The organism is Phytoactinopolyspora halotolerans, assembly GCF_010550675.1.
GTDB classification, from domain to species: domain Bacteria; phylum Actinomycetota; class Actinomycetes; order Jiangellales; family Jiangellaceae; genus Phytoactinopolyspora; species Phytoactinopolyspora halotolerans.
The window spans coordinates 1-14,368 of sequence record NZ_JAAGOA010000015.1 but is presented as its reverse complement, the minus strand read 5'-3'; the positions used below and the strand labels follow the sequence as shown (position 1 = coordinate 14,368).

Below are 14,368 nucleotides of genomic sequence, written 5' to 3'. Positions count from 1 at the left end.
AAGGTGGATACTGGCCAAGGACCGCAAAAGCTCGATGAAGAAACGGGATGGTGCGCTATGTGTGCCACGTTCGCCCCGCGTGGTCTGGACGCGGTGACGAAGGTACCCCCGCCCGCCAATGAGCCGGTTCTCTCCTACGCTCCCGGTTCCGAAGAACGCGACGACGTCCAAACGGCCCTGACCCAGCTGTCCTCCCGGCGGACCGAGCTGACCTGTGCCATCGGTGGTGACCGCAAGCTGGCCGGCGGTGAGGAGATCGACGTCGTCCAACCGCACGCTCGGCACCATGTCCTGGGTACGATGCGGAACGCCACGGCCGAGGACGCACGGGCGGCGATCGCCGCGGCGCAGGAAGCGGCCCCGGCCTGGCAGGCGTTATCGTTTGACGACCGGGCGGCCATCTTCCTCAAGGCCGCGGAGCTGGCATCCGGCCCCTACCGCGCGCAGCTGAACGCCGCGACCATGCTCGGTCAGTCGAAGACCATCCAGCAGGCTGAGATCGACGCGGTGTGTGAGCTGGTCGACTTCTGGCGGTTCAATGTGGCGTTCGGTCGCGAGGTCCTCGCCGAGCAACCGGTCGCGCAGGCGCGCGGGGTCTGGAACCGGGTCGACCATCGCCCGCTGGACGGATTCGTCTACGCGATCACGCCGTTCAACTTCACCGCGATCGCCGGCAACCTGCCCAGCGCGCCGGCGCTGATGGGCAACACGGTGATCTGGAAACCCAGCCCCACCCAGCAGCTGGCCGCGGAGATCACGATGCGGGTGCTCGAGGACGCCGGCCTGCCACCGGGCGTGATCAACATGCTGACCGGGGACGGTTTGGCCGTATCCGAGGTCGCTCTGGCAGACCCGAATCTTGCGGGGGTCCACTTCACCGGCTCCCCGGCGACGTTCCAGACGCTCTGGCGCACGGTCGGAGAGAACATCTCCGGCTACCGCAGCTACCCGCGCATCGTCGGCGAGACCGGAGGCAAGGACTTCGTCGTCGCACACCCCAGCGCCGATCCGGAGGTGCTGCAGACTGCCCTGGTCAGAGGCGCCTACGAGTACCAGGGGCAGAAATGCTCGGCGGCTTCGCGGGCCTACATCCCGCGCAGCATGTGGAACCGGATGCGGGACGACTTCCTGTCGTTGGCGGAGTCATTGCCGATGGGGCCGGTGACCGATTTCCGGAACTTCTTGGGCGCCGTCATCGACGAGCGCGCGTTCGCCAAGCACTCGGCCGCCCTGGATCGGGCAAAGGAAGACCCGTCGGTGCAGGTAGTCGCGGGTGGCCGAGTGGACGACTCGGAAGGCTGGTTCGTCCAGCCGACGGTGCTGGAGAGCAGCGATCCGGAGAACGAGATCTTCACCACGGAGTACTTCGGGCCTATTCTCGGTGTCCACGTCTACGACGACGCTGACTATGATCGGGTGTTGAACCAGATGGAGGGGGTGGCTGCCTACGCACTGACCGGAGCGATCATCGCTCAGGATCGCGCGGCTATCGCGGCCGCCACCGATGCCCTAAGGTTTGCTGCAGGCAACTTCTATATCAATGACAAGCCGACCGGATCCATCGTGGGGCAACAGCCATTCGGGGGAAGCAGGGCCAGTGGAACGAATGATAAAGCGGGCTCAGTGCAGAATCTCCTGCGATGGACCAGCACACGTGCTATTAAGGAGACGTTCGTTCCTCCGCGTGGGCACGAATATCCGCACATGGGTTGAAAACCCGGTAACGACTGACGAACTTGAGGTGTCACCGTGATGGATGATCGGCTGCCGACCCGGCCGTATGTTGCACGAGCCGTCCGGCTCCTTTCGCAGCCTCGGCGCAGCCCGGCCGACAGTGCTCTGGTCACTGCAGTCGCGCTTCGTCTCGCGGCGCTGGACAGCGACAGTGAGACGGCGGAGAAGCTGATCGCCGCCGCGGACCGGGTCATCTCGGGCGTCGCCGGTCTGGTCGGCGAGCAAGTTCCGGAGTCGGACTGGAGCGACACGGCGGATGCGCTCGCGCAGATGATCGCCGGACGGCCGCTGCAGCGTGGTCACCTCACGGCGGCGCGTTCGGCGCTGGGCTCTGCGGACAAGGTGATAGACCTGTCCGACAGGCTGCGCCGGACCGCTGAAGAGCCTCTCGACCGGGACGACCTCGGCCGGGCCCTGGCCATGATGGTGGCCGGGCCGGCCGAGCTGGCTCAGGCGCTCGTCGATCGAGACAGTGGCGAGACGACGAGCGCTGGGCAACACACGGATTCCTCGATGCCGAGCGCGCCGTCCACGCCACGGCAGGGTGCGCGACGGCCGAGCCCGCAGGAACGCAGCGTGCCGTTACGGGCGGTCGACGGCGGTATCCCCGGACGCTGAGCGGTCGGGGCCGGCGTCCGCCGGGGCCGGACGGGTCGCGGGCGACGCCGCCCCAGGCGCGCCCGAAGGCTGGGCTACCGCTCGCCGGCCAGCCAAGCGCGCCCGACCTGCTCCTCGATCTTGGCGGCTTCGGTCAGGCCTTGATGCACGGCACCCTCGATCTTGCCGCCGAAGAGCGGTACCGCGGCCTTGATGTCTCCGCGGATGGTGACCGTCGTCGTCGTACCCGATCCTTGCAGTTGCATGGTTCCGTTGCACGTGACCGGCATGCCGACCATCTCCAGGGTGATCCTGCCGTTCCGGGACCCGTCCGGTGCGGCCGGTTCCCAGACGTCGGTCTGCTTGATGTCGATCGTTTCGCCGACGAATCGGCGGACGAAATCAGGTACATCGGGTGGCATGATCCGGACCAGTTCGATGGTGACGCGGTCCCCGTCCCGGCTGACCGACACCTGATGCCGTAGCGCCTTGGCGGCGACGGTCTTCTTGGCGATGTAGGCCTCGTCGGTCAGCATGCCGAACACGGCGTAGGGATCGGCGTCGAACCGGAGTTCGCTGTGCAGTTCCATGACACCTAATCCTGACGTATACCCCCCACATTTTCCGCACGCCCCCACCACCCCACCTAAATGATCATGTGAAGTGGGTTTTCTCCAGCACTACCATGCCTGCAGACCTGGTACGGCACGAGAAGACCCACTTCACATGATCATTTAGGGTCCGCGGGCGGGACGCATGGATGGGCATTAGGGTGGTAGTGACCGTGGACAACGAGGTCCATGGCGCGAACGTCGCGGGGGTAGACCACCATGCGTAACAGGCTGGAAGAGGCCAAGTCGGAGCTACTCGCGAAGGCGGCAGCGGTCGCCGAACGCGACCGTCACGACCGGCACGCCGACGAGTGGTTCCTCCGCCGTTACTACCGGCACGTGGCCTCGGAAGACCTGGTCGACCGGGATCCCGTCGACATCTTCGGCGCCGCGGCATCGCACCGGCGCGCGGCCGAATACCGGCCGCAGGGCACCGCCGTGGTGGACGTCTTCACGCCGACCGTCGACGAGCACGGATGGTCGACCGGGCACACCGTGGTCGAGATCGTCATCGACGACATGCCGTTCCTGGTCGACTCGATCACCATGGCGCTGCACAACAACGACAGCCTCATCCGGCTGATCGTGCACCCGCAGATCATCGTCCGCCGCGACGTCGCGGGCAACCTGCTGGAGATCATCGACCTGGACGACAACGACGCCCGGCTGGGCGAGATCCCGGACGCGGTGGTCGAATCGTGGATGCACGTGGAGATCGACCGGCGCGACGACCCGGAGGAGCAGCAGCGCATCGAGGAGTTGCTGCGCCACGCGCTGCGTGACGTGCGGGACGCGGTCGAGGATTGGCAGCGCATGCGACAGCGAGCCATCGACCTGGCCGAGTCGCTCACGCCGGACACGCTGCCAGTGCCGGAGGAGGAGGTCGAGGAATCGCGTGAGCTGCTTCGGTGGCTCGCCGACGATCACTTCACCTTCCTCGGTTACCGCGAGTATCTGTTGGAAGAGATCGACGGCGACGACGCGCTGCGGGCCGCAACCGGTTCCGGTCTCGGCATTCTCCGCGCGGACCAAGACCTGTCCGGTTCGTTCGCCAAGCTGCCGCCGGAGGTCCGTGCCAAGGCCCGGGAGAAGCGGCTGCTGGTGCTCACCAAGGCCAATTCCAAGGCGACCGTGCACCGGGACGCGTACCTGGACTACATCGGGGTCAAGATCTTCGACGACGACGGCGAGGTCATCGGCGAACGACGTTTCCTCGGTTTGCTGAGCTCCGCCGCCTACATCGAGAGTGTCCAGCGCATACCGGTGGTGCGGCGCCGGGTGCGCGAGGTCCTCGAGCGCAGCGGGTTCGCGCCTGGTAGTCACTCCGGCAAGGATCTGCTCCAGGTACTGGAGACCTACCCTCGCGACGAGCTGTTCCAGACCCCGGTCGACCAACTGCTGCCGATCGCGCTGGCGGTCGTCAACCTGCACGAGCGTCGGCAGCTGAGGATGTTCGTCCGCCGCGACGACTACGGCCGGTACCTCTCCTTCCTGGTCTATCTGCCGCGCGACCGTTACAACACGGACGTGCGGGAACGCATTCAGCGGTTGCTGCTTGCCGCAACCGGCGGGGAGTCGATCGACTTCACTGCGCGGCTGGGCGAGTCGATGCTGGCGCGGCTGCACTTCGTGGTACGACGGGTACCGGACCGCCCGTTGCCCGACATCGACGCCGAAGAGCTGGAGAGGCAGCTGACCGCGGCGACGCGGGCGTGGACGGACGATTTCTCCGACGCGCTCGCCGAGCAGCTGGGCGAAGAGTCGGCCGCGCGCCTGCTACGGCGGTACAAGGACGGGTTCCCCGAGGGGTACAAGGAGGACTTCCCGGCGCGGACGGCGGCGGCCGACGTGCGACGGCTCGAGGAGCTGCCAGAGGCCGACGGGCTGAGCCTCAACCTGTACCGGCCGGTGGGGGCCTCGTCCACCGACCGGCGGCTGAAGGTCTACCGTACCGGGACGCCGATCTCCCTGACGCGGATGTTGCCGCTGCTGTCCCGGATGGGCGTCGAGGTCGTCGACGAGCGTCCCTACGAGATCGTGCGCCGGGAAGCGGAAGCGCCGGTGTACATCTACGACTTCGGTCTGCGATTCACCAGTCTGCACAGCGGCGACGGGGATCGGCTGAAGAGCCTCTTCCAGGATGCGTTCGTCGCCGCCTGGCGGGGTGACGCGGAGAGCGACGGCTTCAACGCGCTGGTGGCTCTGGCCGGGTTGTCGTGGCGCCAGGCGTCGGTGCTCCGCGCTTACGCTAAATACCTGCGGCAGGCCGGTTCGACATTCAGCCAGACCTATCTGGAGGAGAGCCTCTCGGCGCATGTCGACATCTCCCGGATGCTGGTCGAGCTGTTCGAGGTCCGTTTCGATCCGGACCGGACCGGAGGACCGGAGGCCCGGGAGGCGGCGATCGGACGGGTCGCCGAACGCATCGAGGACGCGCTGGATCAGGTGGCCAGCCTCGACCAGGACCGCATCCTGCGCTCGTTCCTCAGGCTGATCCAGGCGACGCTGCGGACCAGCTTCTTCCGGTCGAACGGCAGCTCGACGGCGATCAGCTTCAAGTTGGATTCACAGGCGATCCAGGAGTTGCCGCAACCCCGTCCGAAGTTCGAGATCTGGGTCTATTCGCCCCGGATGGAGGGTGTCCACCTGCGTTTCGGCGCCGTCGCTCGGGGCGGTCTGCGCTGGTCGGACCGTCGGGAAGACTTCCGGACGGAGATTCTCGGCCTGGTCAAGGCCCAGGCCGTGAAGAACTCGGTCATCGTTCCGGTCGGGGCCAAGGGCGGCTTCGTGGGCAAACGGCTACCGGATCCGTCGGCGGACCGGGAGGCGTGGCTGACCGAGGGTATCGAGTGCTACAAGACGTTCATCCGCGGCATGTTGGACATCACGGATAATCGCGCCGACGACGGCACGGTGCTGCCGCCGTCGCGCGTCGTCCGGCATGACAGCGACGACCCGTACCTGGTGGTGGCCGCGGACAAGGGCACCGCGGCGTTCTCGGACATCGCGAACGAGGTGTCCAAGGAGTACGACTTCTGGCTCGGCGACGCGTTCGCCTCCGGCGGATCGGCCGGGTACGACCACAAGGCGATGGGCATCACGGCGCGCGGTGCGTGGGAATCGGTGAAGCGCTACTTCCGCGAGATGGGCCGGGACTGCCAGAACGAGGACTTCACCGTGGTGGGCATCGGTGACATGTCCGGTGACGTGTTCGGCAACGGCATGCTGCTCTCCCGGCACATCCGGCTGGTGGCCGCGTTCGACCATCGGCACATCTTCCTCGACCCGAACCCGGACGCCGCAACGTCCTACCAGGAGCGCCGACGCCTCTTCGAGCTCCCGCGCTCGACGTGGAACGATTACTCGGCCGACTTGATCAGCGAGGGCGGCGGCGTGTATCCGCGCTCGGCCAAGAGCATCCCGATCTCCGCGCAGGTGGCCGAGCGGCTCGACCTCGGATCGTCAGTGTCGGCGCTGACGCCCGCGGAGCTGATGCGGGCCATCCTCGCCGCACCCGTCGACCTGCTGTGGAACGGCGGCATCGGGACGTACGTGAAGGCCAGTACCGAGACTCATGCGGACGTCGGCGACAAGGCGAACGACGCGATCCGCATCGATGCGACCGAGCTGCGCTGCGCATGCGTCGGCGAGGGCGGGAACCTGGGGTTCACTCAGCGTGGCCGGGTCGAGTACGCGCTGCGCTCCACCGAAGAACGGCCGCACTACATCAACACCGACGCGATCGACAACTCGGCCGGCGTCGACGCCTCGGACCACGAGGTCAACATCAAGATCCTCCTGGACGGCGTGGTGCGTTCCGGCGACCTGACGGAGAAGCAGCGCAACAGCTTGTTGACCGAGATGACGGACGAGGTCGCGGAACTGGTGCTGGCGACCAACTACGGGCAGAACGTGGCGCTGGCGATGGCCGTGCGCAACTCGCACAACCTGGCCCACGTGCATCGCGCGTACATGAGCAAACTGGAGGCGGACGGGCAGCTGGACCGGGCGATCGAGGCGTTGCCCACGGAGCGGCAGATGAACGAGCGGATGAACGCCAACCGTGGCTTGACCTCCCCGGAGATGGCGGTTCTGCTCGCGTACACGAAGAATACGATGTACTCCGAGCTTCTCGAGACGAAGCTGCCGGACGACCCGCACCTCGGCGAGCTGTTGCACGCGTACTTCCCGAGTGCGCTCCGGGAGCGTTACCCGGACCGGATCGACGCGCATCCGCTGCGGCGAGAGATCATCACCAACACGCTCGTCAACGAGTTGGTCAATCAGGCGGGGACCACGTTCGCGTTCCGGTTGGCGATGGAGACCGGGGGCTCGCTGGAGGATCTGGCACGGGCGCACACGGTGGCCGGGACGGTCTTCCAGATGCCCGAGCTCTACGCCGCGGTCTCCGCCTTGGACAATGTGGTCTCCGCGGACGTGCAGACCCGGATGAGGCTGGCGGGCCGGACGATCAGCGAGCGGGTCACCCGCTGGTTGGTGGTCAACCGCCGTCCACCCATCGACATCGCCTGGCAGATCGGCTTTTTCGAGTCGCCGATCGCCCGGTTGCTGGACGCGCTGCCGGACGTGCTGGCCGGTCGCGAGTTGGATCTGTACACGGCGCGGCGGGACGATCTACTCAAGGCGGGCGTTCCGGATGACCTGGCGGTGCGCGTGGCGGTCTTGCCGCCGGCGTACTCCGGGCTCGGCATGGTGGAGAACTCGCTGGCGACCGGGACGGACCTGGTTCAAGTGGCCAAGGTGCACTTCGCTCTGGGCGAGCATCTGGGTCTCGGCCGGCTGCTGGAGCGGATCATCGCCCTCCCGCGTACCGATCGCTGGAAGACGATGGCGCGTGCCGCGTTGCGGGACGACCTGCATGGCGTCCACGCGTCGTTGACCATGCAGGTGCTGCAGCACACGGATGAGAACGCCGAGCCAGAAGAACGGGTGCAGACCTGGTCCGACGAAGAAGAGGCCGTGGTCGCCCGCGCGCGCCGCACGCTCGCCGAGATCATCGAGGGGGAATCGTTCGACCTCGCCCGGCTCTCGGTCGGCGTGCGCGTGGTCCGGTCCCTGTTGCATGCGGCGCCGGGCTGACCGCCGTACGTGAAAGTCGCCGCAGCGGACTAGCACTCTGGGGTGGAGAGTGCTAAATTATGTACTGCAACCGCCTGTCATCCTGGGTTCATCCGGGATGCCCAGGGTTAGACGGCGGCATCACACCAGTGAATGCTCCGCACTTGGGCGAAGCAGTGAGAGTCAGGAGGTGGTTGGTGTGGTAACTCGTTTCGATCCGTTCCGCGAGATGGACCGTCTCGCCGAGCACCTGCTGGGCGCGGCCCGCAATGCGGCGACCATGCCGATGGATCTCTACCGGACCGAGGATCACTACGTCCTTCACTTCGATCTCCCGGGCATCGATCCCGGTTCGATCGACGTGAGCGTCGAGAACAGCACGCTGACCGTCCGCGCCGAGCGGACCGGCCGCTCGCGGGAGAACGTGCAGTGGCTGGCGCGGGAACGTGCCGTCGGCACCTACGCGCGGCAGTTGAACCTGGGCGACGGCCTGTCGCTCGACAAGATCGATGCAACCTACGCCGACGGTGTGCTGACCCTGACCATTCCCGTGGCTGAACAGGCGAAGCCGCGCCGTATCGAGGTCACACGAGCCGATGTCGGTCAGGCTGTCGAGACGCATAGTTCGTCGGCACAGGAGATCCAGTCCTAGTTCTGGCTCAGGCGGGGGCCGGTGGCCCGGCCCCCCGCCGACTCACCAATGGAGGTGACGCTGGATGGTCATTCGTTCGCGCGAAGAGTGGCTGCGACGGGTACCTCGCCGCGTCCGCAGTGAGTGCTACCGAGCATGGGTCCGCGTCGATCGAATGCGGCGCCGCGCCCTCCCTCGGACGCCCAGCTGACGCGAGCCGAGAATAGTCAGAACCCCGCGTGCTGATTCGCTGCGCAGACGCCTCTTCTATGGCAAGGGTGACGGTCGCGGTGTCCACGCAGTCTTCACCCGCCTATCCACGGGGGATGACGCTCCGTTCCCTGCCCCCCATTCTCGGGAGCGGAGCGTCCACCGTGGACAGCGCAGCGCGAATCTTCGCTGATCATTGTTGCCATGCTTCGACGAGGTCCGTCGGGCCGATCTGCCGCACCGGCAAGCTGGGTGCGAATCCGCCGCGGCTTACTGCCACGAGGTCGGTGTTCTCGTCGAAACCGGGGACGGCTGTGGCCTCGCGGACGAGCATATGGTGGTCGTGATCGTCGAATCGCTTCGTCTCGTGCCACTTGATGCTCCCGGCAAAAACGACTCGGCGGGCAACCTCCGGACGATCTGCCCCAATGAGGTCGACCTCCGGATTGTTCTGGCGGTTCCACCAGCCACCGACCTGTTCGACGTCGGGCCAGCCCAATTCAGGGGCGATACGCAGAACCGCGTCCCGGACGACGGGCTCGATCGCCCGCCCCCTCCAAGACTCCCAGCTGCGTTGAATCCTTCGTATTAGCAGATCCGGTCAGCTACGTTCGACGGCGGGAAGGCCCGTCTGAAGAAATGCCAGGTAGAAGCGGAGATATGGGTCGGCCACGCGGTCTTTCTCTTGAGATCGGGTCGAAAGCGGGCGATCGACGGCGATGACGCGCTCCGTCTAAGTTCAGTTCACTGTAGTTCAGTCAAGTGAAGTTCACCCAGCTGAAGTCTCACGTGGATCCCGCGCGGGCCGGATCGACAGAATTTCTCGGGGACCCGCGTGCTGATTCGTCTCCCCGCCGTCTCCTGATAGGCAAGGGTGATCCGTCGCAGAAGGCTGGCGTGTCTCACCTGTCTCCAGGGAAGGTGATGCTCCGCTCCGCGCCCCCCAAACCATGGGAGCGGAGTATCACCGCCGGGACACGGGCTCGGGCGAGTCGCCGGTTTCCCGGCCGACGGATCAACCGACGGTCACCGTCGCGTGTCGTCCATCCGGTTCACAAGAGCGGCCGTTCGGCGGCCGTCGTACGTTGGGCCTGGGCCTCGCTGACATCGTCGTGCCGGCTGGACATACCCGCCTGTCGATGTGCCCGGCCGTCGGCGCGGGCGGTTTCCCGGCGCCCGGCCGCAAGCCGCCCGGCCGGAGACGGAGATGCGGATCGGCGCCGTGGTCCGCGGTCTCGACGCTGTACCGCCGCCGCAGGACGTGGCCGTCGATCTGCTGTCATTGTTCGGCAGGGCTCAGAGCCCGGTGCTTGCCGTGGATACACTGCCGGCTCTGACGCTGGGCGAGCCCGAACGCGATGACGCTGCGGACTTGCTGCAAACGTCCAACCGGACGCAGCCGAACCGTCGCCGACGAATTCGTCCGTCCCGCCGGCGGAGACACGCGGACGCCGCTGGGAGTGGCTGATCGGCTACTGCCGGAACAGCGCAGCGTCCACCGTGTTCGTCACTAATGCGTGAGCAAACCTGCGCCAGAGCGCAATATGCGTCACATGCACGATTCATGGGTCGATTGCCGAACATGTCCCGACAACTGGGCCTTTTGCGTTGCAACTAGAAACCGGTACCCTCAGAAACCGGGTTCGTTCCCGGGATGGTGGGCAGAGGGGACGCTGATGAGGGGTCACAGCACGGCTGGAATCGTTCTCGGACGAGAACGGGAACTCGATAAGCTGCGCGTTGTCGTCGACGGGCTACACAGCGGGCATGGTGGCGCAAGCATCGTCGTCGGCCCTGCCGGCGTCGGCAAAACCGCGCTCCTGCGAGCCGTCGCCGACATGGTTCGCGACGCACCCGGCGTTCACGATCCGCCCGGTGCCGGAGACAAATCCCGAGGCGCGGCTCAGCCTGTGGTCTCACGCGTCACCGCGGTCGAGGCGGAACGCGGGTGGCCGTACTCCGGCCTGCACCTGATCCTGTCCGGCCTCTTCGGCTCCTTGGCGGGCGAGCGTCTGCGTGCCGACGACGGCGGGACGACGTTCGAGTCCGAAGCGGCACAATTCCTCGAGCGCCTCGACGACCAGGCGGCGAGCACGTATCAGGCTGCCATGGGGCTGCTGGCGTTGCTGAGATCGATCCAGGTGCCGGTGCTGATCGCGGTGGACGACGCGCACCTGCTCGACTCCGGGTCGCAGGAAGCCCTGGGCTTTGTGGCCAGGCGGCTGCGGTCGGTACCGGTCGCGCTGGTGCTGGCGGCCGACCCGCACCGGACGGGTTCGGTCTCGCTGCTCGACGGCCTGCCGACGCTCCATCTGGGCGGCCTGACCCGGGACAGCGCCATCGACGTGCTGCTCTCGGCCTACGACGACATGGCGGAGAGTGTCGCCGCCGTACTCTACGAGCGCACGGGCGGCAACCCGCGAGCGCTGCTCGACGTGGCGGGACGGCTGCGGACCGAGCAGCGGACCGGTCAGGCCATGCTCGACCGGTTCCTGCCGTCGTCGCCCGTCGTCCGGGAGATCGTGTGCCCGGAGTTCGACAAGATCGACGACGAGCGTCGTCTCGCCCTGCTGGTGGCGGCGGTCAGCGCCGACGGGCGGCTCGCGCCGGTGCTGTCGGCTCTGGCCGGCGCGTCGCAGGCGGCGACGGACTGGATGATTCGGGAGCATCTGACCGTGTCAGACGGCACGTTCCGGCTGCGCGAGCCCGCGCTGGCATCGATCGTGTGGCACGCCTCCGGCATGCAGGACCGGGTCCGGGCACATCAACTCCTGGCGAAGGCGTACGACGAGCGCGACGCGGACCAGGTGCTGTGGCATCGCGCGCTGGCGGAACTGGAGTACGACGACGTGCTCGCCGCCGACCTGCAGCGACGGTCGGCCGACTTGGTGTCGCGCGGTGAGTACGAGCGGTCGGTGGCTTTCGCGCGGGAGGCGTTCCGGCTCACATCCGACCCGGAACGGCGATGCGAACGGCTCGTGCTGAGCGCGACGCTGGCCTTGCAGACCGGACGCACCGACGAGGCGATTGCCATCGCCCGCGAACGCGTCCAGGTGGAGATGCCGGCGCGGCAGAGTGCACGGCTGGCGCTGCTCGAGGCGCGGGCGCGTGTGCTGGGTGAGCGGCAGGTGCCCGCCGATCTGGTGGACAGCCAGGCGGACCTGCTGGCGCGGACGGATCCCGACGCTGCGGCTCAGTTCTGGCTGGTCGGTGCGGCCGGGTTCGCGGACCGGTTCGAGCCGCTGCAGGCGCGGCGATACCTGCACCTGGTGGAGCAGAACGAGGCCGCGCTGTCCGAGGAGACCCAGGGCCTGTATCGGCGAACGGCGGCGTGGGTGGCATCGTTGTGCGGCGAGCTCGACCGCGCCCGGGAATTGATCGAGGTCGATTCGCGGATGGTGGACGTCCTCGCGAATCCCGCGCGATCCATCCGGCACGCGTTGGTGCTGACACGCGTGGAGCGGTTCACCGAGGCACGTGAGCTGCTCCGTGCGGTCGTCGAGAGAGGTCGTTTCGGCACCTCCCCGGTGGTGGCCGGGCACGTCCATGCGGTGTCGACCGCTTTGGAGATGCGGGCCGGACGGCTGCTGGCCGCTCGCGACGCGGCGCGGGCATGGCGCCGCGTTCTCGGCGCGGCCAGGACCCGGCGTGGCGAGGTCCCGGCTCTGATGATCAGAGTTTACACCCTCATGGGCGACGTCGAGGCCGCCGAGCGGTCGCGTGCCGATGCGGTGGAGATCGCGCACCGGTTCGGTGACTGGTGGACGACGGCCCTGGTGCAGTCCGAGAGCGGCGCCATGCATCTGTACCTGAATCGGCCGGAGGAGGCGGTGGCGTCGTTGGAACGGGCGCAATCGTACGCCCTCGCGTATGACGATCCGTCGCTGCTGGCGGCGGAGCCGGACTTCATCGAGGCGTGCGTCCGGGTCGGAGAGATCGAGCGGGCGCGTTCGGCGCTGGTGACGTTCGAGTCGCGGGTGGCGCGAGTGCCGACGGTGTGGGGACGGCATGCGCTTGCCCGGTGCCGTGCGCTGGTGGCGGAGGCAGAGGAGTCCGTGGAGTTGTTCGCCGCCGCCGTGGAGCCGGGCTCCGATGCGGTGTCACTGGTGGAACTGGCACACACGCGGCTGTGTTACGGCGAGCGGCTGCGCAGGCTGGGACAGCGAACCGAGGCCGCGGAGTGGTTGCAGCGCGCCGCGTTGCTGGCCCGGGAGAGCGGCGCCTTGGGTCTGGCCGAGCGGGCCGAGTCGGAGAATGGCTCAGGCATCCGCGGGGCCTCGGGCGTCCGCACGGGTTCGGGCGTGCGCACCGGCCCCGGTATCACGGAACTGCCGGCCGGTGGCTTCGGTGGGCTCACCGAGACCGAGCAGCGGGTCGCCGGCCTCGTCGCTTTGGGTCGGCGCAACCGTGAGATCGCGAGTGAGCTGTACCTGTCGGTGCGCACCATCGAAGGCCATCTGGTGAAGATCTACCGCAAGCTTGGTGTCCGGTCACGCTCGGAGCTGGTGAGCATGGCGGTCGGCGCCGGTTCCGGTCCCTGCGGCCACGGCTCCGCCGGTGTGTGACAGAGTCCGAATTGACCCTCGTCGTAACGCTGGCAGTGATATGGGCAAATTCAGCAACGCATTAATCAGTCTGATCACGCAATTTGTATAGAATTCCAAGTTGGAGCGATCCGGGCGATCTCGCAGGCTTTCGCGATCTGACATTGACGGTGGAAGTTCGTAGTCTGTGATCATGTCCCTACACGCGTTCGTTGACGAGTCTTGCCGCCGTGACTATGTCTTGGTGGCGGCGGTAACGGCGGCTGGGGACTTACATCGTGGGCGGCGGTTGATGCGCGAGCTCTCGGAAGGCTCGCGGGTGCACATGACCAAGGAGAGCCCGCGGAGACGCCGATTGATTGTCTCTCGAATGGCGGATTCCGGAATCTTTGTGACGCATCTGGCCAAGTCAGTTGTCGGCGCGCGGAGTCACCGTCAAGCTCGCGATGACTGCTTCGCCACTCTAGTGCCGAGACTTGTAGATGAAGGGGTGACGCGAATTCTGGTGGAGAGTTGTGATCAGGATCGACGTGACCGGGCAGTGATCGGTGAGTCTTTGGTCAAAGCTGGCGCGATGCATAGAGTGACGTTCGCGATGGTGCCCGCTACCAGTGAGCCGCTTCTATCGGCAGCTGATGTGGTTGCGTGGGCCTATGGCGCGGGTGGGGAGTGGCAGCGTCGCGTAGAGCCTATGGCAAAAACCGTGCTCGAGTGCCGCCAATAGCAGCGCAAAGCCGGGCCGACTCACCGTCCGGAGAGCTGCCCGGCTCACTTCCACGAACCATCGTCCGTGGCACTTGTCATGTTATGACGTGGGTGCTCGTTCTGTCCACCGCACGACGAGACTCACGAAAAATGCCCGCGACACGCTCTCCGTGCCTCACGTAGGAATGCCCGCGTAACGGCGACGCTGCTGGGGCATGGGAAGTGAGTTGTCGATGGCATCTCGTGCCGACGTCACC

At 66.8% G+C, this 14,368-nt stretch carries 7 protein-coding genes; 5 read left to right on the top strand and 2 right to left on the bottom strand.

Features of this window, described 5'->3' with window-relative positions; genetic code table 11:
- Nucleotides 1-84: 84 nt before the first annotated feature.
- Both pruA and G1H10_RS20005 read left to right on the top strand, forming a co-directional pair.
- Nucleotides 85-1,713 carry an L-glutamate gamma-semialdehyde dehydrogenase gene (pruA, locus tag G1H10_RS20010; RefSeq protein ID WP_163741307.1) on the top strand — a complete coding sequence of 543 codons (1,629 nt, stop codon included), beginning with the start codon at nt 85-87 and terminating at the stop codon, nt 1,711-1,713.
- Nucleotides 1,714-1,752: 39 nt separating this feature from the next.
- Nucleotides 1,753-2,352 (top strand): hypothetical protein, encoded by a 600-nt coding sequence (locus G1H10_RS20005; RefSeq protein ID WP_163741058.1) that lies wholly within the window; start codon nt 1,753-1,755, stop codon nt 2,350-2,352.
- Nucleotides 2,353-2,426: 74 nt separating this feature from the next.
- Here the strand turns inward: G1H10_RS20005 and G1H10_RS20000 are convergent, their stop codons facing one another.
- Nucleotides 2,427-2,921 carry a DUF2505 domain-containing protein gene (locus G1H10_RS20000; RefSeq protein ID WP_163741056.1) on the bottom strand — a complete coding sequence of 165 codons (495 nt, stop codon included), beginning with the start codon at nt 2,919-2,921 and terminating at the stop codon, nt 2,427-2,429.
- 240 nt (nt 2,922-3,161) lie between these two features.
- On the opposite strand from G1H10_RS20000, the gene G1H10_RS19995 reads away from it, so the two are divergent.
- Both G1H10_RS19995 and G1H10_RS19990 read left to right on the top strand, forming a co-directional pair.
- Nucleotides 3,162-8,042, top strand: coding sequence for an NAD-glutamate dehydrogenase (locus G1H10_RS19995; RefSeq protein WP_163741055.1), 4,881 nt, complete (start codon nt 3,162-3,164; stop codon nt 8,040-8,042).
- A gap of 178 nt (nt 8,043-8,220) precedes the next feature.
- A complete protein-coding gene (locus G1H10_RS19990) occupies nt 8,221-8,673 on the top strand; it encodes an Hsp20/alpha crystallin family protein (protein ID WP_163741053.1) in 453 nt (150 codons plus the stop codon).
- Between the two features lie 382 nt (nt 8,674-9,055).
- Here G1H10_RS19990 and G1H10_RS19985 read toward each other — a convergent pair whose 3' ends face one another.
- Nucleotides 9,056-9,442: a DUF234 domain-containing protein gene (locus G1H10_RS19985; RefSeq protein ID WP_312856613.1), complete on the bottom strand. Its 387-nt coding sequence runs from the start codon at nt 9,440-9,442 to the stop codon at nt 9,056-9,058.
- A gap of 1,096 nt (nt 9,443-10,538) precedes the next feature.
- Here G1H10_RS19985 and G1H10_RS19980 point away from each other — a divergent pair.
- Complete coding sequence (locus G1H10_RS19980) at nt 10,539-13,427, top strand: helix-turn-helix transcriptional regulator (RefSeq protein WP_163741051.1); 2,889 nt, start codon at nt 10,539-10,541, stop codon at nt 13,425-13,427.
- Nucleotides 13,428-14,368: the final 941 nt, after the last annotated feature.

Coding starts and splice junctions, on each gene's coding strand:
- G1H10_RS20005 (WP_163741058.1), top strand. CDS start 1,753: ATGGATGATCGGCTGCCGACCCGGCCGTATGTTGCACGAGCCGTCCGG.
- G1H10_RS19980 (WP_163741051.1), top strand. CDS start 10,539: ATGAGGGGTCACAGCACGGCTGGAATCGTTCTCGGACGAGAACGGGAA.
- G1H10_RS20000 (WP_163741056.1), bottom strand. CDS start 2,921: ATGGAACTGCACAGCGAACTCCGGTTCGACGCCGATCCCTACGCCGTG.
- G1H10_RS19995 (WP_163741055.1), top strand. CDS start 3,162: ATGCGTAACAGGCTGGAAGAGGCCAAGTCGGAGCTACTCGCGAAGGCG.